This is a genomic window from Roseofilum sp. SBFL (assembly GCF_017746885.1).
Lineage (GTDB): Bacteria > Cyanobacteriota > Cyanobacteriia > Cyanobacteriales > Desertifilaceae > Roseofilum.
Map to the genome: position 1 here is coordinate 1 of NZ_JAGHZH010000076.1, position 22,971 is coordinate 22,971.

Consider the following 22,971-nt stretch of genomic DNA (forward strand, 5'->3'; position numbering starts at 1 on the left):
AAGTGGAATGAAGCAATCGCAAAATCCCCAAATCTTGGCGATTGCTTCCCTGCGGTCGCAATGACAACTCGAATCTATGATCGACAATGTACCTCATAGCAGCGCGAAGCGCTGTAACCCTCTTCTGTCACTTTCCCAAAAAGGGGCCTCAAACCCTCATTCTTTCGTTGGCGATCGCAGGCTGTAATGACGGAAATTCGTTAGAATTTCCAAGAGTGACAGAAGAGGGGTAATTATTAACGATTCTATCTCTACGATCCGCGATCGCCTACTCAGTCTTGTGCTGAACCTGTTGAATGACTTCCACCACGTCCTCAAAGTCCAAAGGCTTACTCAAATAGCCATCTGCTCCCGCTTTCATACATTGTTCTCGATCGCCAGCCATCGCCATTGCAGTCACAATAATCACCGGAACCTCTTTCCACAGAGGATTGGCCTTCAAGCGTTGGACTAACTCTAAACCATCCACTTCTGGCAACTGTACATCCATCAAGATTAATGCCGGTAAATTTTGTTGTGTTACCAAGGGAGACTCAATAGTGTTGACCATCACTTGACCATCAGCGATCAATTCCACACTATAGCCTTCCAACTCCAGGATCTCAGAAATCAAAGCTTGATTATAGGGTTGGTCTTCCACCACCAACACCCGCTTCCCATTCACTTCTTTAGGAGGATCGCCGATGGGAGGACCCTCTTGGTTCGCGTCCATATCCTTAGCAGATAAACGACTCATTCCCGTCAGGGGTAACCAAACTCGAAACACGCTACCTTTACCCTCTTGGGACTCAAACGAGAGAGTTCCCCCATGGAGTTCAGCCAGTCGTTTGGTTAGGGAAAGACCCAAACCTGTTCCCTCATGACGACGAGTTAAAGAGGAGTCAATTTGTTGAAAGGGACGAAAGAGTAAATGTTGTTGATCTTTGGGAACGCCAATACCTGTATCTTGGACTTCTAAACAGAGATAGGGAGTACTCTGATTAATGGGGGAGCGATCGCAGCGATTTTCTTGGGCTAATTCTTCCCCATATGCTAATCTGCCCTTGAGTTTAATCTGTCCCTTCTCCGGAGTAAACTTCACCGCATTGGAGAGCAGATTGACTAAAATTTGACGGATACGCCGTTCATCGAGCAAGGCTTGATCCAAACGATAATCTAATTCTAGGGAGAGAATTTGTCGTTTTTTATCTGCGCGGGGTTGGATCATCTTCAGACAATCCGTACATAGCTCATGAATGCCCAGAATTTGTAGATCTAGTTCCGATTTACCCGCCTCTATTTTCGATAAATCCAGGATCTCATTAATCAGAGAGAGCAAATGTTTTCCGCTAGAGGCGATCGCCTTTACCTGATTTTGTTGCCGTTCATTCAGTTGACCAGAGCGCTGGCGGAGCAATAAATCGGAGAAGCCTAAAATACTATTGAGTGGAGTTCGTAGTTCATGGGACATAGAAGCCAGAAACTCCGATTTTAATTGAGAAGCTCGCTCTAAATCTTGATTAATTTGATGCAGGGTTTCCTGAGCGCTAGCCCGCTCAATCGCTACGCCCAAAGTCCGACAGGCCGCGATGAGCATATCCTGCTGGGGAGACTTTTCCAGTCGGTGTATATTGCGCGATTCCAAGGTTAACACCCCAATCACCCGACCATCGGAGGTAGGAATGGGAAAAATACCCAATTGGCCAATGTTCGGATGGCGAAATATCTCTAGTGATTGGGGATGGTTACAGTAATTTTCAATAAATAAGGGTTCTCCGGTCCGGACAACTTCCCAGAGCAAACCTTGACCCTGGGGAATGCCTTTTTGTAGTAAGGATTCCATTTCTTCCACCACGGGTTTACCACAACTGGCAATAAATTGACCGGAAATATTATTGGTTAAGGGGCCGGCTAGTCGTTCCTCCCCTTCTCCGCTAATCACTTTAATATCCCCAAATGCTGAGTCCATCGTTTCTATGAGATAATTCAGGGCATATTGACCCATATCTTTCAGGGAAACTGGGGTCTGTAGCCGTTCATTGAGGCCTAACAGGAAACGTAGACGCTTGACCTCTGCATTTAAGCTTTCTTCCATCAGGGCTGCTTGTTTGAGTGCTTGGCGATCGCGGGTCACATCGCGGAAAATCAGTAACCGTCCTTGGTTAGAGGTCGCTGTTGTTGAAATTTCTAAATGAATTCCATTAGATTGTTCGACTTCAATGACTACATCCGTTTTTGCCGATCCGATAATTCTGGATTTGAGTTCTTGACATTCTCCTGGACTCCAATAGCCTTGATGGATTAAGTGGCTAATCACCGTTTCAATATGGGGCTGTTTTTGTAGATACTCAAGCTCAACTTCCCACAACTGAGCCAACTTCTGGTTAAACAAGACCAAGTGATGGGAAGCGTCGAATAGAGCGATCGCATTGTCCATTTGGGACAAAATTAATTCTTGTTCTTCTTGAAGACGCTGTAGATCCATGGCAGTTTATTCTCGGTCAATGGGTTTGGGGGATACAAGCATGGCATTATCTTCACCAATGTACTCAACTGACAATATATATCTTCGCATAACTTTACATTTCTTGAGGTCAGGTGGCTCGGTTTTCGATCTAGATTGCGATCGCACCCCATAGATTTCCATTTTACAAAAATTCATAAAAACATAAAGTCAGACATTAAAATTAGCATTATTTTATAGAGATTTTCTCAAAACTTAAGCCCACTTAAATCCAAGATTAAACAACAAAAAGATTGTCAAAAAGAATCTAGATTTTACTGAAAATCTTTATAAAAAAATGAAAATTTTCCTCCATTTAGCGCTTCAATAGAAACTTAAGAACACCCAAAATTCAACACAGACTATGCAATCTTCAGTCGCCCCTCCCACCTCAGACAAAAAACCGGCCAAGCCTGCGGCCAAAGACAAACGCTTCAAAGCCCTAGATGTAACCATGAAGCGCAATCAATATCGCCAAGATGCTCTGATTGAAATCCTTCACAAAGCCCAAGGAGCCTTTGGTTATCTTGAAGAAGAAGTCCTAGAATACATTGCCCGCAACCTCAAACTCCCCCTGAGTCGAGTCTATGGAGTCGCAACCTTCTATCATCTCTTCTCCCTCAAACCGGCTGGCGCTCATACCTGCGTCGTGTGTATGGGAACAGCCTGCTACGTCAAAGGAGGAGATAAAGTCTTAGCCGCCCTCGAAGAACATACTGGCGTTCATTCTGGAGAAACCACTCCCGACGGACAAGTTTCTCTCGTTACTGCTCGGTGTATCGGAGCGTGCGGCATCGCCCCTGCTGTTGTGTTTGATGGTCAAGTGGCTGCCCAGCAAACCCCAGAATCGGTGATTGAGCGCATAAAAGGCTGGCAGGAGTGAGGGACGTTCCTGACGCAGGGACACGGAGACACGGTGAAATAGAAACTATTCCCTATTCCCTATTCCCCATTCCCCCACTCGGTACACATAACAATTACGGAGAACACTTATGGAATTTAGCGAACTGCAAGACCTAGCCGAACAGGAGAAACAAGCCCAGAAACCCACCAGAGTTCATTGTTGTACATCAACTGGATGCCAAGCCGCTCAATCTTTAGCCGTCAAAAAAGGTATGGAACAAGCCGTTAAAGATCAAGGCTTGCAAGAAGAGGTGCAAATTGTTGGCGTAGGTTGCATGGGATTTTGTGGCCAAGGGCCCATTGTTCAGATCGATTCGGAATCTTCAGAAGCAGCTAATGGACTCTATTATGAAAAAGTGACTCCAGCGCAAGCCCCCTCCATCATTGACGGCTTAAAGGGAGGAGAAGTTACAGCCAATCAAGGCGATCCTAATCATCCCTTCTTTAGTCGTCAGTTCCCCATTGTGCGTGAATACAGCGGCAAAATTGACCCAGAAAGTATTGGTGAATACTTGGTCATGGGCGGCTATCAGTCCTTGTATCATGCCGTCTATGAAATGTCTCCAGAAGAGGTAATCGCAGAAATTACCAAAGCTGGACTCCGGGGACGGGGAGGTGCAGGTTATCCTACCGGATTAAAGTGGGCGACCATGGCTAAAATGCCCTCTGGACAAAAATATGTTATTTGTAACGCCGATGAAGGAGACCCCGGCGCATTTATGGATCGTTCTGTACTCGAGAGCGATCCTCATCGGATTTTAGAAGGAATGGCGATCGCCGGATACGCCGTCGGAGCCAACCAAGGTTACATCTACGTCCGTGCCGAATATCCCCTCGCCATTACCCGCCTCGAAAAGGCCATCAGACAAGCCAAACGGCAAGGCTTCCTCGGCTCCGGTATCCTCGGCTCATCAATTGACTTTAACATCGCCATTCGAGTCGGTGCAGGAGCCTTCGTTTGCGGCGAAGAAACGGCCCTCATTGCCTCCATCGATGGCGGACGTGGAGTCCCTCGGCCTCGTCCTCCCTATCCTGCTGTTTCCGGACTCTGGGGAGAACCCACCTTAATCAATAACGTAGAAACCCTGGGTAACATTGCCCCCATTATCCGCAATGGTTCAGACTGGTTTGCAGGTATTGGTACAGAAAAAAGCAAAGGCACCAAAATTTTCTCCCTCACCGGAAAAGTCTGCAATAACGGCCTGATTGAAGTGCCCATGGGAATTACCTTACGGGAAATTGTCGAAGTGATGGGGGGCGGAGTCCCCGATGGCGGCAAAGTGAAAGCAGTGCAAACCGGTGGGCCCTCTGGGGGTTGTATTCCAGCCGAATATATGGATACCCCCGTAGACTATGACTCTCTGACTAAACTCGGTTCCATGATGGGTTCAGGAGGAATGGTGGTCATGGATGACTCCACCAACATGGTACAGGTGGCCCAATTTTACATGGAATTTTGCCAGGAAGAGTCTTGTGGCAAATGCATTCCCTGTCGAACTGGAACCGTGCAAATGTACGAACTGTTGACCAAAGTCATTAAAGGAAAGGGAACCCTTGCAGACTTGGAAACCCTAGAAAATCTTTGTCAGATGGTGCGTGTAACCAGCTTATGTGGGTTAGGCATGAGTGCGCCCAACCCGGTGTTGAGTACCTTGCGCTATTTCAAATCTGAGTATGAGGAGTTCTTAGCTGTTAAGGCTTAACCCTCCATCCATAGTAGGAGCGGGTTCACTAACCCTATTGCCTTCCTACCTAAATCTCGGTAAACCCGCCCCTATTCCTGTTGCCTCATAAGGAGTGAAATTCAATTATGTTTTGTGAACAATGCGAACAAACCGCCAGTGGTCAAGGTTGTCACCAATGGGGCGCTTGTGGGAAAAGTCCAGCCGTCAATGGTGTTCAAGACCTCTTGGTCTATTGCCTTAGAAGTTTAGCTCCCGTAGCTCTAAAAGCTGGAGAACTAGGATTATCGATTTTAGAAGTCGATCGCTTTACCTGCGAGAGCCTGTTTACCACGATGACGAATGTCAACTTTGACCAGCGTTATTTTGCCAATTTAATTCGTCATGCGATCGCCCTGCGGGAAGACCTGAAAGTTCAAATTGCCCAATCTGCGAGCATTGAGTGGCCCGAAATTGCCGACTATCAACCCGACTTTACCGAAAGTTTAGCCGAACAGGGGGAAAACCTCACGGCTCGCTTGCTAGAGTCCGCCAAGGGCAACCCCGATATCTTTGCCCTGAAGTTGCTGGTACTCTATGGAGCCAAAGGTACAGCTTCCTATGCCTTCCATGCCTACGAACTCGGTCAAGAAGACCCCGATATTTACCAGTTCTGCCATCAAGCCTTACAGGCAGTCGATCGAGACCACTTGACCTTAGAGGAGTGGGTGGCTTTAGCGCTGAAAATAGGAGAAATGAACCTGAAAGCGATGGCTTGCTTAGATGCGGGTCATACCGAAACCTACGGTCATCCTGTACCCACTACCGTACCCCTTAACCCCAGACCAGGCAAGGCGATCCTGGTTTCAGGTCATGATATTAAGCAACTCGCGGCTCTACTCGAAAAAACCCTAGACAGTGGTATTACGGTTTATACCCATGGCGAGCTGCTTCCAGCCCATGGATATCCCCAGCTCAAAGAGCGCTATCCCCATCTGTATGGTCACTATGGTACAGCTTGGCAAAATCAAACCCGCGACTTTGCCAAATTCCCCGGCCCGGTTGTCATTACGACCAACTGCCTGATGCCTCCCCATGAGACTTATGAAGAGCATCTATACACGGTTGGGCCGGTTGGTTTTCCTGGAATTATCCATTTACCGACCCTTGATGACACTGTGGATTATAGTTTGGTGATTTCAAGGGCAAAAACCATGGAAGGGTTTACTGAAGACACTGAACCTCGCCAGGTGATGACCGGGTTTGCTCGCAATGCGGTGTTAAGCGTGAGTGAGACCATTATTGATGCAGTTAAACAGGGTAAAATTCGCCATTTCTTCCTGGTGGGGGGTTGTGATGGTGCAAAACCCGATCGCAACTACTATACGGAATTTGTAGAAAAAGTGCCCCAAGATTGCGTAGTCTTGACGCTCGCTTGTGGAAAATTCCGCTTCTTTGATCGGCAATTGGGAACCATTGGAGGGATTCCGCGCTTATTGGATGTGGGGCAATGTAATGATGCCTATTCTGCGATTCAAATTGCTCTGGGTCTAGCGAATGCTTTTGAGATGGATGTGAACGAACTGCCCTTATCGATGGTGCTGTCTTGGTACGAGCAAAAGGCGATCGCCGTTTTACTCACCTTGCTCCATTTGGGAATTAAAGATATCCGCTTAGGGCCAACTCTGCCCGCGTTCTTAACTCCCAATGTGTTTAAGTTGCTCTCCGAGACCTATAACTTGCAACCGATTTCTACCCCAGAGGCGGATTTGGCAGCTTGTTTGGCCGGGGGATAGAGAGATGGGGAGATGGGGGGATAGGGAGATGGGGGGATAGGGAGATAGGGGAACACAGAGATTGATATATTAACCATTCCCCCACTCCCCATTCCCCACTCCCCATTCCCCATTCCCCATTCCCCATTCCCTATTCCCTATTCCCTAATTTTGGAGAACACTATGTCTGTAAAAACCCTAACTATTGATGGAATTGATGTTGCCATTGAAGAAGGCTCCACGCTTTTAGAGGCAGCCAAAGAAGCAGGGGTTGAGATCCCAACCCTGTGTCACTTAGATGGCATCTCTGATGTGGGTGCTTGTCGCCTCTGTTTAGTCGAAGTTACTGGTATTCCGAAGTTACTGCCAGCTTGCGTCACTGAGGTTTCCGAAGGCATGGAGGTGCAAACGCAAACGGCAAAACTGCAAGATTATCGGCGGATGACGGTAGAGTTGCTCTTCTCTGAAGGTAATCATTTTTGTGCCTTTTGTGTCGCAAATGGCAACTGTGAACTTCAGGATGTGGCGATCGCCGTTGGCATGGATCATTCCCGCTTTGAGTATCGCTTCCCCAACCGAGAAGTGGATGTTTCCCATCCTCAATTTGGTATCGATCACAACCGATGTATTCTCTGTACTCGTTGCGTGCGCGTTTGCGATCAGATTGAAGGGGCCCATGTTTGGGATGTTTCTGGACGGGGAGGTACAGCCAAAATTATCTCCGGTTTAAATCAACCTTGGGGTGAAGTCAGTGCTTGTACCTCCTGTGGTAAATGTGTCAATGCTTGTCCTACGGGATCAATTTTCCGCAAGGGAACCACTACCGCAGAAAAAGAAAGCGATCGCGAAAAACTAGAATTCCTCGTCACTGCTCGCACCAAACACCAATGGACAAGATAATCCTCACATGGCTCAAGGTGGCGATCGCTGGGATCATCTCAGTTATTATGAACGTAAGTATCTTAAAGTGGCGATCGAAGCCTACGATAAGATCATCGAAGATACTGACGATATCCCTAAAATTGCCCAACACTATCAACTCGATATTGAAGAGGTTAAACGAGCTAAAAATTATGCCTTTGGTGATGGAGTGCGTACCTGGGGATTTAGCCCAGATTTATGGATGGCACAAGCCTGGCAACGACTAGCTAACGGTGAAGGTAATGAATGTGATGAACTATTGTTAAACCATGAAGTTTTTGAATCTAACTTAGTGATTAACAAATCTATGACCATTCAAGATGCTCATCAGTTAGCACAAGCTCGTTATCCTTGGTCACTTAGACTACTGGAATGGAGAAAACAAAACCATGAATAAACCCCTTGATATCAGAGCGAGTTTATCGAAGTCAGAATTAATCGAACAGCAGTTCTTAGAAGTTCTGGAGAGTTGTGAATCTCTTGGCTCTCATCATGCAGAATACTCTAGTATTCCTTATGAATCTGTAGATAAACTCTGCGATCTTGCTCAAGATGTGAATGGTTTTGTGCGCTTTTTGATGATCTATAAAGAGTCAATTCAAATGGCTGTCAATGCCATATTTGGCTATGCAAGTACAGTCGATAATTGGAGAGTTAAAGAGTCTCCTATTGGATTTGGAGTCCGAGACTTTTGTAGCCTGTTAGTTGCTATGCTCCAAGGACAACAAGCAAGCCGCATATTGGCTTCCGGTAATTTTGAGTCCTTAGACGCGATCGCTGAATTATTAAGTGAATGGAGGGGAGTGAAGTTCCAAGAAATTCTAGATAAACAAGCACAGTACCTATTGAATGGAAACTAAAACAGGAGAGAACACCATGGCAAAGATTAGAATGGCAACGGTTTGGCTGGCAGGATGTTCGGGCTGTCATATGTCCTTTTTGGACTTAGATGAATTTCTATTTGATGTAGCGGAAAAAGTCGATGTGGTTTACTCTCCCGTCGGCTCAGATATTAAGGAATATCCAGAAAACGTAGATGTCTGCTTAGTTGAAGGGGCGATCGCCAACGAGGAAAACTTAGAACTCGCCCTGAAAGTTCGCGAGAGAACGAAAACCGTGATTTCCTTTGGAGATTGTGCAGTAACAGCCAATGTTCCCGCCATGCGGAATATGTTGGGAGGAACGGAACCGGTATTGAAACGCTGTTATTTGGAACTGGGAGATACCACTCCCCAATTGCCCAATGAGCCGGGAATTGTGCCGGAATTACTCGATAAAGTCCGCCCGCTTCATGAAACGATTAAAGTGGATTTGTTTATTCCCGGATGTCCACCGCCAGCCGATCGCATCAAAGCGGCGATCGCGCCTTTATTAGAAGGACAAACGCCAACCATGGAAGGACGGGAAATGATTAAATTTGGCTAACCCATCCTCACCCAAAAACCTGTAGGGGCAGGTTAACCCAAATTTAGGCATCCCACCCAGGTTTGTGTAAACCCACCCCAACCCCATTCATCCCCACCCAAAAACCCGATAAAGGAGAACACCGCCATGAGTAGAAAAGTTGTTATCGATCCCGTAACCCGTATTGAAGGTCATGCCAAAATTTCTATCTTCTTAGATGATGCGGGAGAAGTGGAAAATGCCCAGTTTCATGTTGTTGAATTTCGCGGATTTGAGAAATTCTGTGAAGGGCGACCGATGTTTGAAATGGCTGGTATTACCGCCCGAATTTGTGGAATTTGTCCCGTAAGTCACCTGTTAGCTGCTGCCAAAACTGGAGATAAAATCTTAGCAGTACAAGTGCCTCCGGGAGGGGAAAAACTACGGCGAATGATGAATTTAGCTCAGTTGACTCAATCCCATGCTTTGAGCTTTTTCCACCTCAGCAGTCCGGATTTTTTGCTGGGATGGGAGAGCGATCCAGCAACTCGAAATGTATTTGGTTTAATTGCCGCCGATCCAGAGTTGGCACGGGAAGGAATTCGCCTGCGGCAGTTTGGACAAACGATTATTGAACTGTTAGGTGCGAGGAAAATTCATTCAGCCTGGGCAGTTCCGGGTGGGGTGCGATCGCCCCTTTCAGACGAAGGTCGCGCTTGGATCAAGGAGCGTCTACCGGAGTCGCGCGCAGTGACGGAGAAAGCTCTAGCTTTGTTTAAGCGCCTATTGGATAGCGAGTTAACCACAGAAGCCGAAGTTTTTGGTAAGTTCTCTTCCTTATTTATGGGCTTAGTTGGAGCTGATGGCAGTTGGGAACATTATGGCGGTCATCTGCGCTTTATTGACAGTGAGGGGAATATCATTGCCGATCAGTTGAGCGAGGATAATTATCAAGACTTTATCGGCGAAGCGGTGGAAAATTGGTCGTATTTGAAATTCCCCTACTATAAACCTCTAGGATATCCCGATGGCATCTATCGCGTTGGTCCTTTAGCGCGGTTGAATGTGTGCGATCGCGTGGGAGTGCCGAATGCAGACCGAGAATTACAGGAAATGCGCGATCGCGCGGGTGGACGGGTTGCCACTTCTTCCTTCTACTACCACTATGCTCGACTGATTGAAATCATGGCGTGTCTGGAGCGCTTAGAACAATTGGTAGACGATCCTGATGTGGTTTCGTCCCGCGTTCGCGCCACTGGAGGCATTAATAATTTAGAAGGAATTGGAGTCAGCGAAGCGCCGAGAGGAACCCTTTTCCATCACTATAAAGTGGACGAACAGGGCTTAATTGAGAAAGTTAACCTGATTATTGCCACCGGTCAAAATAACCTGGCGATGAATAAAACCGTGACTCAAATTGCCAAACATTATATCCACGGCAATGAGATTCCTGAAGCCATGCTCAACCGTACAGAAGCCGGTATTCGCGCCTACGATCCCTGTCTGAGCTGCTCGACTCATGCCATAGGACAAATGCCGTTGCATCTAGAGTTAGTGCGACCCGATGGTAGTATTGCACACCAGCTTTATCGGGATTAAATTCTAGCGATCGCCAGAAACAGAAACCGGGTTTCTCCGAGCCAGTGTACCTCTTACATTGAGGTAGCCTCAGAAACCCGGTTTCTTTTGACTCAGGTTATAATCTTGGCGATCAATCTCAAGCGATGGGATAACGAAAATAAGTATGATATTTAGTACAATTATTACTCAAAATATAGAAATTCCACGGCTGGAAAACGGCGATCGTCTCTCTCGCGCAGAATTTGAACGGCGCTACAACAACATGCCGGAACTCAAGAAAGCGGAATTAATTGAAGGAATAGTCTATATGGCATCGGCGTTACGGATCAAGCAACATGGCAAACCTCACAGTCATATTATGGGTTGGTTATTTTATTATGAGGCAATGACTCAGGGTGTAGAAAGTGGAGATAATTGTACCGTAATTTTAGATAACAAAAATGAACCGCAACCGGATGGTTTACTGCGACTTCAGAAGGAAGGATTATCTAGAATTAATGATGCGGGATATGTGGAAGGAGCGCCGGAGTTAGTGGTAGAAATAGCCGCTTCTACCGTATCCCTCGATCTACATGATAAGTTGCAGGTTTATTGTCGCCATCAGGTGCAAGAATATCTGGTATGGCGCGTCCAGGATAATGAGATAGATTGGTTTCGACTGCGAGGGAGTGAGTATGAGAAGTTAGAAGCCAACGAACAAGGGATAATTCCCAGTGAAGTGTATCCGGGATTATGGTTAGATGTTCCGGCTCTTTTGAGGGGGGATTTAGCCCAGGTATTGCAAGTTTTGCAAGCAGGAATTGCGACAGAAGAGCATCAAGATTTCGTCCAGTTTTTATCGAATCTTTAGGGAATTAGAAACCGGGTTTTTACCCATAGATGCTACCCGCGATAGAGAGGAGCGACAAACCCGGTTTCTTTGTTCCTTGCTTTAACTCTTGAATCCTGTCTTCGGATACGGTACAATGGTTAAATATAAAGCTGCATATCTGGCTTAGATTGTAAAATGAGTTCTTAAGATGAAAGCTCCCATTGAACTTAACGAAGATTTGGTTAACGAGGCGTTCAGTTTAACAGATTGTCAAACTGAACAAGAATTGATTAATTTGGCTCTACAAGAACTAATTCGTACGCGCAAAAAGCGAAATTTACTGGATTTGAGCGGACAAATTCAATTTTCAGATAACACCGATTATAAGGAGTTACGGTCAAATCGAAATGTTTCTGATTGATACTTCAGTTTGGATTAGTGTTTTCAGAGATCGTACCGGTGCAACTCGCCAATCATTGGAGGAAATTATTAATGAACAACCCATTTTTTTAAGCCGATTTACTCAGATGGAACTGTTGCAAGGTTGCCGAGATGAACGGGAGTGGAGGCTGTTAGAAACGTATCTCCAAGATCAGGATTATATTGAAGCAACGGCTGAGACTTGGGTGGCTGCTGCCAGAATATATTACGATTTGCAGCGACAGGGGTTAACGGTTCGGAGTAGTATTGATTGTTGCATTGCTCAATTGGCGATCGCCCATCACTTAACGTTAATTCACAATGACCGCGACTTTGAAACCATTACCAGAGTCACAAGCCTTAATCATCTACGCTTTCAACCTTAACCCCATTTCTCCGTGCTTCTTGCGGCTGTTAGAAACCGGGTTTCTTCCCACAGATGCAACCTGCGATGGAGAGGAGCGAGAAACCCGATTTCTTTGCCCTTCTCGCACCCACCAGAGAAATTTTCGATACAATAGAAACACTCCATCATTGTTAATTATTAATTGTTAATTGATATGAGAATCGTCGGAACTCTGGTAGCGCTCGGAGTGTGGATGACTCCGGTAATGGTGACGGTGGCAGAGCAACCCAGTTGGGCGCAAAGTCGGCAACCTTCAGCGCAAGAAATTCGGGCAGCTATAGAACCGTTAATGGATCAAGGTATTCAACTACAACAACAGGGAAAACCCCAACAAGCTCTAGAAGTCTGGCGGCAAGTTTTATCAATTTCACAACAGTTAAAAATTAAGCCAATCGAAGCTATATCATGGCTATTTATTGGGAGCAACTCTCATGATATGGGAAAATTTCAAACAGCATTGGAGGTATATCAACAAGCCTTACTCATTTTCCGAGAAGTGAAAGACAGAGAGGGAGAAGCGACGACTTTGAATAATTTAGGGTTCGTTTACGACAACATTGGAGAACCCCAACAAGCTATCAAATATTATCAACAAGCCTTATCTATTCTTCGAGAAATGCAAGATCGACAAGGAGAGGCAATGAGTTTGAATAATTTAGGAGGAGTTTACCAGGGCATTGGAGAACCTCAACGAGCTATAGAGTATTATCAACAAGCCTTACCCATTCTCCGAGATGTGCAAGACCGCAGAGGAGAGGGGAAGACGTTGAATAATTTGGGGTTAGTTTACGATAACATCGGAGAACATCAACAAGCTATAGAGTATTATCAACAAGCCTTACCCATTCTCCGAGATGTGCAAGACCGCAGAGGAGAGGGGACGACGTTGAATAACTTGGGGTTAGTTTACGACAACATCGGAGAACCCCAACGAGCCATAGAGTATTATCAACAGGCCTTACCCATTTACCGAGAAGTGCAAGACAGAAGGGGAGAAGCTACTATATTGAATAGTTTAGGGTTAATCTACCATGGCATTGGAAAACTGCAACAAGCCATAGAGTATTATCAACAAGCCTTACCCATCCGCCGAGACGTGCAAGACCGAGGAGGAGAAGCGACGACGTTAAGTAATTTGGGGGTAGTTTACGACAACATCGGAGAACCGCAACGAGCTATAGAGTATTATCAACAAGCCTTACCCATTGTCCGAGAAGTGCAAGACCGAGGCGGAGAGGCAACGGTATTGAATGGTTTGGGGTTAGTTTACAGCAACATTGGAGAACCGCAACGAGCCATAGAATATTATCAACAAGCCTTACCAATTGTCCGAGACGCACAAGACCGAGGACGAGAAGCAATGACATTGACTAATTTGGGAGCAGTTTACGACAACATCGGAGAACCGCAACGAGCCATAGAATATTATCAACAAGCCTTACCCATTCGCCAAGACGTGCAAGACCGAGGTGGAGAGGCGACAACATTGAATAATTTGGGAGCAGCTTACACCAAAATTGGAGAACCGCAACAAGCTATAGAGTATTATCAACAAGCTTTACCCATTTACCGAGAAGTGCAAGACCGAGGTGGAGAGGCAACGACATTAACTAATCTGGGAGCAGCTTACGCCAACATTGGAGAACCGCAACGAGCCATAGAGTATTATCAACAAGCCTTACCTATTCGCCGAGAAGTGCAAGACCGACGGGGAGAGGCGTGGACGTTGAATAATTTGGGGGTAGTTTACGAGAGTATTGGAGAGCGGCAACGAGCTATAGAGTATTATGAACAAGCCTTACCCATTCACCGAGAAGCGCAAGACCGAGGCGGAGAGGCGATGACATTGACTAATTTGGGAGCAGCTTACGCCAACATTGGAGAACCGCAACGAGCCATAGAGTATTATCAACAAGCCTTACCCATTTCCCAAGAAGTGCAGGACCGGCGGGTAGAGGCGGAGACGTTGAATAATTTGGGATCGACTTACCAAGGTATTGGAGAACTACAACGAGCCATAGAGTATTTTCAACAAGTCTTACCCATTCGCCGAGAACTGCAAGACCGAGTGGGAGAGGCAACGACATTGAATAATTGGGGGGGAGTTTACGCCAACATTGGAGAACCGCAACAAGCCATAGAGTATTTTCAACAAGCCTTACTCATTTCCCAAGCAGTGCAACACCGAGGAACAGAAGCGGCGACGTTGAGTAATATCGCTGCGGTTTACCGAGATACGGATCAACCTGAAAAAGCTATTGAATACTGGAAAGAATCTCTAGAAATTACTCTCAGTTTTCGCAGCAACCTGAAGCAAGAAAATCGGAAAACGTTTATTGCAACTAACCAAGGCCCAGCTATTGCCCTAACTTCCCTGCTCATCCAACAAAACCAACCCAAAGAAGCCTTTACCTGGATCAACCGCGTCACCACCTACGAACTGGCCGACTATACTCGCCTCCTCGGAGCCAAAGTCGAAAACCCCGAAGCTCAAGAACTCATCGACGAATATAACCAGCGCTGGCAACAAATCGAAAGCCTGAGACGACAACTGCAACTCGACTCCTCCGATGAACTTTCCCGCCGCATCAGTACCCTAGAGACCGAAAATATTAAACTTGGAGAAGAAATAGCCCAACAGTTCCCCGAAGTAGCCGATATTTTTGAAACCACTCCCACCGACATCGAGCAACTACAAGCCACCATCCCCGCAGGAACCCTTGTCCTGCAACCCGTTCCCCTCGCCAATGTTACGAACGTTCCCAATACCCTGGCTCTGTTTCTGCTCACCCGCGACAGTTTCCAGGTGGTGCAAACCTCCCTGGATGTGGAGCAGTTTAACCAACTCCTTGACCAATACCTGGAACAACTGCAAGATCGTAGCGATACCACCTACACCGAAACCAGCGCCGAACTCTACAACATTCTCATCCGTCCCATCGAAAGCCAAATCAACGCCTATCAACCGCAACACCTGAGCATCATCGCCACCGGACAACTGCGCTATCTCCCCTTTGAAACCCTCTACGACGAAGAAGGCGACCAACAGTTAATCGAAAAATACCCCATCAACTACCTGACTCGCCTCTCGAAAACGCCCCCCAACCGCCAACCCAGCGCTAAATCTAATGCTATTCTCGCTTTCGGTAACCCAGTTCCGCACCCTCCGCAACATCTACCCGGAGCGGAGGCAGAAGTCAACACTATTACCCAACTGTTTGCCAACAGTCAAGCTTACCTGAATCATGGCGCTACCCTAGAACAGTTCAAAACCCAAGCGCCCAAGTTTGCCTTCCTCCATCTGGCTACCCACGGCTGTTTTCAAAAAGATGGGTGTAAAAAGTTGGACATGGCAGCCAACACCATTCTATTTGCCGATACCACCTGGCCCATCACCGATGCTGCTTTACTGGGGTTGAACCACACCCGACTCATTGCCCTCAGCGCCTGCCAAACCGCCCGCGAAGCCGACGTAGAGGGAAATTTGATTTCTGGAGTCGCTTACCTGTTTGAACGGGCGGGAGCGCAAGCGGTGATGGCCAGTTTATGGAATGTGGCGGATGAATCTACGCAACGGTTAATGAGCGATTTTTACCAGTATGTCCAGGAAGGCATGACCCAAGGGGAAGCCTTACGGAAAGCGAAGCTCAATCAAATTAACAGACATCCCTTTTTCTGGTCACCGTTTATCCTGATTGGCGATCCTCGTTAGGATGGTGGGGGAATGGGGGAGTGGGGCGCAACCGTTGACGACTGATGGAAAATAATTTCCACAACCCTATTCCCTATTCCCTATTCCCTATTCCCTAGCGCAAAGCGCTATTGATCGCCATGAAATGTAGGATTGAGGATCATGAGTTGATCGCCGTGAATACTTTTCTGAATGGCAACGACAGGAGGGACTTTTCGGGTTTGAGGCTCCTCTAGAGAAGTGTCAATCAAATAAATCCAACCATCTCGCTCTAGGAGCAAGCGCCAAACTCTGGGTTTACTGCCGCGAACGTCTGTGTTTTCTTTAGCTAGAATATTCTTGAACGCCTCATGATCCCCGAAAAAGCGAAAGCCTTGCACAGAGGGGTCAATAAATTCATCCTCCAGCAGTCTACCGAGGGGAAGTCGATCTTCTGGCGTGATTAGTGTAACAACGGGTAACGTAGAATTGGGGCCAATATCTCGTTTGACATCGGCGATCGCCTGACTTTGGGCTAAGTGAAATAAAATTAATAATACCCAAGCCACAATCACGGTTTCATCAACCAAGGAGCGCAGAAACTTAATCGAATCAAAATCCAGAGGATTAAACGTTATTAAAGAGTGCATCTGGCGACATAAAAATCGCACCCATCGCCTCTTTGACTTTCGAGGATAGGGCAAGCGAACTTTGACCACCTTATTCAGTTTCCCTAACTTTTTAATCCCCCATAACGTCACATAAATGCCATTGATCATTAACCCTAACGCAACGATCGCCCGGATAATGGCACGAGTATCCCCTAAAATGACTTGGATGGGAACAATAAAAAAAGATTGAACTGGCAATTCTAACGTCGTTAATTCCAGGCTAAACTGGAAAAAATAGACCGAACGATAAATCCAACCCATAAAAAACAAAGCAGCTCCCAGCAAGCCAATTAGACTGGCAAATCGGCGTAAAATGCTTGATTCATTCTGGGATGTAGGAGTAGACACAATGGTTTATCGGGGACGAGCTATACTCAATAGTATAGGATTTATTGCTCTTCTGCCGCTATGAAAACTGTAATCAAGGTAGCTTCTCTCTTCGGATGTACGCTTCTGTGGTATGCCAACTTCTCCCTACCTGTATTCACATCCAAAATAGCTCTTACCTCCAGCATTGCCCAAGCTCAATCTACCCAGCAACAGCTTACGGTTGCCTTACCTGAAGTTGCCCGGATCGCTCTGAAAAATGGAACGACTCTATCGGGACGAGCGATCGCTATTAATCCACAATTCCTAACGCTAGAACGGGATAGCCAGAGTCGAAAGATAGACTGGGAAACTGTATCTTCAGTTCAATTTGATCGAGATTCAGACACTTGGTTAACACCGGGAAGGAGGCTAGTGATTCGTGGAGAAGAGGGTGAAGAAGAGAAAAAGCCTTTAATTTTAGATATTCCTGCCAATCAGATTCAAAAACTCGATCCAGACATTGGCCATTTTCGGATCGATTTAAGTTTTCTGTCTAGAGGCAGAATTCGCGGCATTCTCCAAGTTGCCAGCGATCATCTCTATGTGGTGGAGCAGATAGAATATAATCAATCCCAAAATGTCTTTACGTTGCAAGCGAAACCCTATCTGAGTCAATAACGATAATAATCAGTAAATGTAGGGTCAGCTTTGACACAAAATTTGCAACCTCGCATTGCATGGCATCACAATTATAAGAGTTTAAAAACTCCTACTCTAGCATTGCTGGACTACACCAATAATGACCAACTTGCCATAGAGTTTGGTTCGTTCTCCATAGAGATCGATCTCTATCAGCTTACCATCACTACATCGACCTTTACCCTGATAGCTTAACCGCTTGCGATCGCCCTGAAAACACTCGTGAATTTGATCGAATACAGAGCGCCTACTTTCCACTGCCATTAAATCCAGAAATGACTCTAAACCGACTAATTCTGCAAATCGATAGCCAAATAGATTGGCTAACTGCCGATTCGCATAGACAAACTTTCCTCGTTCTGTGAGCATATAGAATCCTAACTTGTCTAAGGAGTCTTCTTCGTGGGAGGGTTCTTCAGCACTCTTTTCTGGTATGGAAGAGGGACGCTCGAGTTTTTGATATTCTACATACAGCCGGACATTATCCAACACTACCCCCATTTGCTCGGCTGTTTTCTCCATTAAACTTGCGGTATCTTCCGTAAAATATCCCGGTTCAGGATGCATGAGGGTTAAAATTCCCAAAAGGGTTTGAGAGCGAAAAATGGGCACACCTAATGCTGAACGCACCAAATAAGGCTCATCAGGAAGGGTTAACCAGCGATCGTCGGTTTTCGTATCAGTAATTAAACCAATGTCTCGATGATGATTCACCCAACCGGCTAATCCTTTGTCTAAGACTTGACCAATGATCGCCTGTTTATGATCCCGAATGGTTGCCCCCCGCGCTAATACACTGGCGACTACTGTTCCCTTTGGATCTAAGAAAAATAAGCTCCCTTCTTCTGCTTCTGTAAACTGAATAGCGATTTTCAAGGTTTGTTGTAAAACCGATCGCAGCATCAAGGAACCTGTCGAAGTCCGCATTAAATTTGTAAATGTGCGGAGCAGTTCATTTTGAGCTTCAAAGGCTTTTTGATCCTGTTTCAGATTCCGGATCTCTTGATGCAAACGATGGAGTTCTGCGGTTAGGTTCTCGTCTAGGCGATCGCTCATTTTTCCTTAGTCCTGAAATTATAGCGCTTGGCGCTGGTAATGGGTAAACCCTTTTCTTCCTTGAAAGTCCCTATGTTTAAGACTTTCCCGAAAATGACTACTGAAGGAAAACCCATCGATAGTTTACCTTATAGTAGGAAACAGTGGCTCAAGGATTTTGGGCTGGCGCTGGAGTGGCTAAAGTTTCCGGTGATAGATTAATAAAGGGTAGCGCACCTTGGCCGCCCATAACTGTCGGAAAGTGACCATCCCATTTTTCAATGGCTAGTTTTTGCAGCAAAATCGGTGTTAGAGTTTGTCGTTGCAGTCGTTGCGCTTCGGCTTGTCCTTTGGCGCGGTTGATTTCCGCTTGGGCTTCCTTTTCTGCTTTCAAGGCTTCAAAGTCTGCCCGCTTTGCTTCTTGTTCGGCAATTTGTTTGGCTTCGATGGCTTTGGAAAATTCTGGTGAAAAGGAGACATTGACCAGAGAAACATCATCAATCAAAATGCCATAGGATGTAATTCTTTGCTTCAGAGCTTGATCGATTTCCTGTTTTAATTCGGTGCGTCGAGTAATGATTTCTTCGGCATTTTTCTTTGCGGTTGCGGCTTTCACGACTTCGGAAACCGAGGGCGTAATAATCCGAATTAGGATTTGTTCGTGATTGCCAATTTGTTGAAAGACTCGATTCACTCGTGATGGATCGATATGCCAATTAATGGCAATTTCCATGCCCACATCTTGTAAATCACGGGAAGAAGCTTCTGCATTGACATCATTTTTCTGGACTCGTACACTGAGGTTTTGCACGGTTGTCATCACTGGAACAATCGGATGAATTCCTTCATCCAATATGACATCTTGGACTTTGCCAAATTTCATGACTACGCCCCTTTCTCCAGCATTCACGATGACAAAGGGACGAAAAATTAAACCGATAAATACTAGGAAAAATGCCCCCAATACGGGAATCATCAATTGGGGATTGGTGAATTGGGAGTTTGAGGGAAAAGGATTAGGCGATTTCATAATGGGAATGGGTAATCGAGAATTATTAAATGGGGAGTTCTGGAATACTTTCTAGGGGAGGGAGAGACCAGAATTCAGAATCTACTGTAACTTCTGTCACTTTTTCAGAGGAGAGGCGATCGCATCGCCGCGCAAACGGACATCGAGTACATTCACTTGAGCTGACTGGAACTTGGGGAAAATCACTTCCCTGGATATAGTCCTTTAACCCTTGATTAAGCTGGCATAAAAGTTTACTTAGTTCTAGTTTAGTTTGTTCGTGTTGCCCGTCATTATACTTAAATTCGAGAGAAGTTGCTCGATTATGTAACGAATTTTCACCTTTGACAAACCAGTAGGTTATGGAAATTTGTTCCGGGGGATAATGACTGGTTTCGGCTAATACAAAGGGATAAAGACGGGTTTGCCAATTCTGTTTCAGGCGATCGCTATTTTGCGGTTGCAGATGGGTTTTCCAATCCATAATTTGTGCCTGGTGCGATCGGCAAATCAATAAATCATAAATCACGGTTAGCCAATACCCCTCAAACTCCAGAGTTCGCTGGTGTTCACTTTCCCGAAAATCCCCCTCATCTGCAAACAATCCCGGATCAGCAGTGATTAACCGTTCTAAACCCTGTTTAAATTGAGGGTCACGTGCCAAAATTCCCTCAATGGGTAGCCCTAATTCTCGCTGTTGCATCAACAAATGAAACTGGCTTCCCCATTCAGATTTTTCCTGTTGCTCCACAGGAACAACATAAGGAATTTTTTCCAAAAAGATATATTGAAATTTACGCCCACAGGTACTCAAAATATTTAAATGACCTTGAGAGAGGCGCAAGCTCAACTGCTCCATCATTTCCATCCCCTATTATTCATTACCCCTTCCCAGCTCGTAGCACGCTAACATCGAGCTAGCACAAATACACTCTCCTTATTGCCACGATTAATGCGTAAATCTCGATCTAAATAGGTAATATCTAACCAACCTTTTTGATTTTCCTCACTAATGGGGAAATCAAATGGCCAAAAGGTGGCGCTCTCTTGTATTTTCTCAATCATCTGTGAGGGAGATTCATAACCTAAAACCCGTTGCAGGCCGAAAATTCCTCGATTAAATCGCACATTCACCCGCCGCTCATTGACTACGGAGAAATTTGCCCGAACACTTACGAGAGAGTCTAAATAAGGCAAACCATCGAGTTCACCAATATTATAAACCGCCTGCTCATCAACCCGAATACATTGATAGATTTGGCCCAACTGATACAGGGGAATGCGATCGATATTCAACAACTCGGCACTGGTGGTATACAGCAAGCGCCAATCGCCACTCAGAAGTTCCGGAAACTCGGTTGGGCAAGGGTTGGGGTTACGCTCTTCGAGTTGCACCACATAGGACAAAATGGCCTGTTTTTCAGTGGCTGAAGCCAATATACCACGATTCGTGCCGGCGATCGCCTCTAACAAACGGTCTTTACCAATCATAATTCCTCCTAAGTGAATGACCTATACCATTAACAGCTATGCTTATGCTAACAACTGGCTTTCCAGAATCCTGATAAACTCAAAAGAGATGAGTATCACCAATTGGATTTTCCTATTCTCTCAGCCATGTCTGCCAAATTTGTACCGATCAAAAACCCCTCCTTGCGAGAAACCGCTCGTTCTCAACTGGCTCCTATTCTTCCTTCTCCTCAAACCGAGTCCCTAGTAGACTGGTTGGAAAAAACGGGACGCATGTCTGCCCGCGATCCCCAAGAGCAAGAGTTTGTAGAGAATGATGTGGATATCTCCGAACTCGAGCTGATGGATGGAGCAGATGATAACTATGATGACGATGATGATTCCATCAATGATGAGTAAGCGATACAGCGCTTCGTGATGTCATGAGGTACAGTCAGAACCATCCCCCCTAAATCCTCCGAAGATCGGGGGACTTTTACTGCTCCTTTTTCTAAGGTAGGAGGAGAAAGATGTACTACATAAAGCGCGAAAACTGCTGTAACTCTAGATTGAGAGTTTCTGTGAGTGTGAATGTGAGGACAAACTGTGGACGCGAAACTTAGCTTTGGGGGGTTCTCCTTTCCCTGGGGAACCCGTCTATTTTTAATCTTACTGGTTGGTCTGGGACTGACAGCTTTAACGTTAGATCTACAAATGAACCAATTATCCCAGGGTTGGTTTTCCCTGAGTCTGCCTTTCTGGAGCGGGTTCCTACTGACTACCCTTATAGGGGCTTGGGCTGTACCGACCTTAAGAAAGATTAAAGCTGGCCAAATTATCCGCGAAGATGGGCCGCAAGACCATTTGAAGAAAGCGGGTACTCCAACTATGGGAGGGATCTTTTTTATTCCAGTAGCTGTTCTGGTGGCGCTGGTGGCTTCGGGTGGCGATCGCCTGGTTCTAGTCGTTTCCCTCGTTATCTTAGGCTATGGAACGATCGGGTGGATTGATGATTGGCAAATTCTCCGCCGTCGCTCCAATAAGGGGATTTCTCCCCGGATGAAGCTGATCCTACAAACCCTATTGGCGGTTGTTTTTTGCTTGTGGATGCTCTTGACGCAACCAGCAGATCTGACCACAGTGGCTTTATTTGGAGCGGTTAGCCTGCCTCTCGGTTTTATCTTTTGGCCCATAGCGGCTTTTGCCCTGGTTTCTGAAAGTAATGCGGTGAACCTCACAGATGGTTTAGACGGTTTAGCGGGAGGAACCTGCGCGATCGCCTTTTTAGCCCTCGGCGTTCTGTTGGCACCCACTGCTCCGAGTTTAATGATCCTCTGCGCTGCCGTCAGTGGCAGTTGTATTGGTTTTTTGGTCTACAACCGCAACCCTGCCCAAGTGTTTATGGGAGATACCGGCTCCATGGCTCTTGGCGGCGGTTTAGCGGCGATCGCCCTCATTAGCGGTAACATCTGGAGCTTATTGGTTCTCAGCGGTCTCTTTGTCATCGAAGCCCTCTCCGTTATCTTACAAGTAAGCTACTACAAAGCCACCAAAGGCCCCGACGGTATCGGTAAACGGATTCTGAAAATGGCTCCTCTGCACCATCATCTTGAACTCTCTGGATGGTCAGAAACCCAAGTGGTGGGTGTATTTTATGGCTTTGTTGGTATCCTCGCCATTCTCAGTCACCTCTAGGTCATCCTGTCAATTTTTATAGATTGAACGGCGATCGCCCCTTTAGCTATTCTATCTACTCAACTTTGGGATTGACTGGCTGATTGCGCTC

At 46.1% G+C, this 22,971-nt stretch carries 22 protein-coding genes; 15 read left to right on the forward strand and 7 right to left on the reverse strand.

The window, feature by feature from the left end; genetic code table 11:
• Positions 1 to 268 precede the first annotated feature (268 nt).
• Positions 269 to 2,464 carry an ATP-binding protein gene (locus J7545_RS08580; RefSeq protein ID WP_318719445.1) on the reverse strand — a complete coding sequence of 732 codons (2,196 nt, stop codon included), beginning with the start codon at positions 2,462 to 2,464 and terminating at the stop codon, positions 269 to 271.
• Between the two features lie 6 nt (positions 2,465 to 2,470).
• Positions 2,471 to 2,641: a hypothetical protein gene (locus tag J7545_RS08585; RefSeq protein WP_318719446.1), complete on the reverse strand. Its 171-nt coding sequence runs from the start codon at positions 2,639 to 2,641 to the stop codon at positions 2,471 to 2,473.
• Between the two features lie 205 nt (positions 2,642 to 2,846).
• Here J7545_RS08585 and hoxE point away from each other — a divergent pair, with 205 nt between their 5' ends.
• From hoxE to J7545_RS08645, 12 genes are all read left to right on the forward strand, one after another.
• On the forward strand, positions 2,847 to 3,365 hold the full coding sequence (gene hoxE / locus J7545_RS08590) for a bidirectional hydrogenase complex protein HoxE (protein WP_318701101.1): 519 nt from the start codon (positions 2,847 to 2,849) through the stop codon (positions 3,363 to 3,365).
• A gap of 109 nt (positions 3,366 to 3,474) precedes the next feature.
• Positions 3,475 to 5,088, forward strand: coding sequence for a NuoF family protein (locus J7545_RS08595; protein WP_318719447.1), 1,614 nt, complete (start codon positions 3,475 to 3,477; stop codon positions 5,086 to 5,088).
• Between the two features lie 107 nt (positions 5,089 to 5,195).
• On the forward strand, positions 5,196 to 6,842 hold the full coding sequence (gene hcp, locus J7545_RS08600) for a hydroxylamine reductase (protein WP_318701103.1): 1,647 nt from the start codon (positions 5,196 to 5,198) through the stop codon (positions 6,840 to 6,842).
• A gap of 162 nt (positions 6,843 to 7,004) precedes the next feature.
• The gene (hoxU, locus tag J7545_RS08605) at positions 7,005 to 7,721 is read left to right on the forward strand and encodes a bidirectional hydrogenase complex protein HoxU (RefSeq protein WP_318701104.1); all 717 of its coding nucleotides are present in this window, start codon (positions 7,005 to 7,007) and stop codon (positions 7,719 to 7,721) included.
• Positions 7,722 to 7,728: 7 nt separating this feature from the next.
• On the forward strand, positions 7,729 to 8,139 hold the full coding sequence (locus J7545_RS08610; RefSeq protein WP_318701105.1) for a hypothetical protein: 411 nt from the start codon (positions 7,729 to 7,731) through the stop codon (positions 8,137 to 8,139).
• On the forward strand, positions 8,132 to 8,602 hold the full coding sequence (locus J7545_RS08615; protein WP_318701106.1) for a hypothetical protein: 471 nt from the start codon (positions 8,132 to 8,134) through the stop codon (positions 8,600 to 8,602). The genes J7545_RS08610 and J7545_RS08615 overlap by 8 nt, the downstream gene beginning before the upstream one ends.
• Before the next feature lie 16 nt (positions 8,603 to 8,618).
• Positions 8,619 to 9,167, forward strand: a complete 549-nt coding sequence (locus tag J7545_RS08620) for an oxidoreductase (protein WP_271937764.1) — start codon at positions 8,619 to 8,621, stop codon at positions 9,165 to 9,167.
• A 126-nt stretch (positions 9,168 to 9,293) separates the two neighbouring features.
• Complete coding sequence (locus tag J7545_RS08625; protein WP_318701107.1) at positions 9,294 to 10,724, forward strand: Ni/Fe hydrogenase subunit alpha; 1,431 nt, start codon at positions 9,294 to 9,296, stop codon at positions 10,722 to 10,724.
• A 145-nt stretch (positions 10,725 to 10,869) separates the two neighbouring features.
• Positions 10,870 to 11,556 carry a Uma2 family endonuclease gene (locus J7545_RS08630; protein WP_318701109.1) on the forward strand — a complete coding sequence of 229 codons (687 nt, stop codon included), beginning with the start codon at positions 10,870 to 10,872 and terminating at the stop codon, positions 11,554 to 11,556.
• Between the two features lie 169 nt (positions 11,557 to 11,725).
• Entirely contained in the window at positions 11,726 to 11,938 is a 213-nt protein-coding gene (locus tag J7545_RS08635; protein ID WP_318701110.1) for a type II toxin-antitoxin system VapB family antitoxin, read from the forward strand.
• Positions 11,925 to 12,323 (forward strand): PIN domain nuclease, encoded by a 399-nt coding sequence (locus J7545_RS08640; protein WP_318719448.1) that lies wholly within the window; start codon positions 11,925 to 11,927, stop codon positions 12,321 to 12,323. The genes J7545_RS08635 and J7545_RS08640 overlap by 14 nt, the downstream gene beginning before the upstream one ends.
• Positions 12,324 to 12,497: 174 nt before the next feature.
• Positions 12,498 to 16,055, forward strand: coding sequence for a CHAT domain-containing protein (locus J7545_RS08645; RefSeq protein WP_318719449.1), 3,558 nt, complete (start codon positions 12,498 to 12,500; stop codon positions 16,053 to 16,055).
• A gap of 107 nt (positions 16,056 to 16,162) precedes the next feature.
• Here the strand turns inward: J7545_RS08645 and J7545_RS08650 are convergent, their stop codons facing one another.
• Positions 16,163 to 17,032: a hypothetical protein gene (locus tag J7545_RS08650; RefSeq protein ID WP_318719450.1), complete on the reverse strand. Its 870-nt coding sequence runs from the start codon at positions 17,030 to 17,032 to the stop codon at positions 16,163 to 16,165.
• A 60-nt stretch (positions 17,033 to 17,092) separates the two neighbouring features.
• Here J7545_RS08650 and J7545_RS08655 point away from each other — a divergent pair, with 60 nt between their 5' ends.
• The gene (locus J7545_RS08655; RefSeq protein WP_318719451.1) at positions 17,093 to 17,671 is read left to right on the forward strand and encodes a hypothetical protein; all 579 of its coding nucleotides are present in this window, start codon (positions 17,093 to 17,095) and stop codon (positions 17,669 to 17,671) included.
• Positions 17,672 to 17,767: 96 nt separating this feature from the next.
• Here J7545_RS08655 and J7545_RS08660 read toward each other — a convergent pair whose 3' ends face one another.
• The 4 genes from J7545_RS08660 to J7545_RS08675 all read right to left on the reverse strand — a co-directional run bounded on the left by J7545_RS08660 (position 17,768) and on the right by J7545_RS08675 (position 21,227).
• Entirely contained in the window at positions 17,768 to 18,748 is a 981-nt protein-coding gene (locus J7545_RS08660) for a GAF domain-containing protein (protein ID WP_318719452.1), read from the reverse strand.
• Positions 18,749 to 18,896: 148 nt separating this feature from the next.
• The gene (locus J7545_RS08665) at positions 18,897 to 19,703 is read right to left on the reverse strand and encodes a prohibitin family protein (protein ID WP_413038655.1); all 807 of its coding nucleotides are present in this window, start codon (positions 19,701 to 19,703) and stop codon (positions 18,897 to 18,899) included.
• 79 nt (positions 19,704 to 19,782) lie between these two features.
• Complete coding sequence (locus J7545_RS08670) at positions 19,783 to 20,604, reverse strand: PD-(D/E)XK nuclease family protein (RefSeq protein WP_318701119.1); 822 nt, start codon at positions 20,602 to 20,604, stop codon at positions 19,783 to 19,785.
• A gap of 38 nt (positions 20,605 to 20,642) precedes the next feature.
• The gene (locus J7545_RS08675; protein ID WP_318719454.1) at positions 20,643 to 21,227 is read right to left on the reverse strand and encodes a PAP/fibrillin family protein; all 585 of its coding nucleotides are present in this window, start codon (positions 21,225 to 21,227) and stop codon (positions 20,643 to 20,645) included.
• 126 nt (positions 21,228 to 21,353) lie between these two features.
• Here J7545_RS08675 and J7545_RS08680 point away from each other — a divergent pair, with 126 nt between their 5' ends.
• Together J7545_RS08680 and mraY are read left to right on the forward strand one after the other, a co-directional pair.
• On the forward strand, positions 21,354 to 21,605 hold the full coding sequence (locus tag J7545_RS08680) for a DUF3134 family protein (protein ID WP_318701121.1): 252 nt from the start codon (positions 21,354 to 21,356) through the stop codon (positions 21,603 to 21,605).
• 186 nt (positions 21,606 to 21,791) lie between these two features.
• Positions 21,792 to 22,880, forward strand: coding sequence for a phospho-N-acetylmuramoyl-pentapeptide-transferase (gene mraY / locus J7545_RS08685; protein ID WP_318701122.1), 1,089 nt, complete (start codon positions 21,792 to 21,794; stop codon positions 22,878 to 22,880).
• The last annotated feature ends 91 nt before the right edge of the window (positions 22,881 to 22,971 follow it).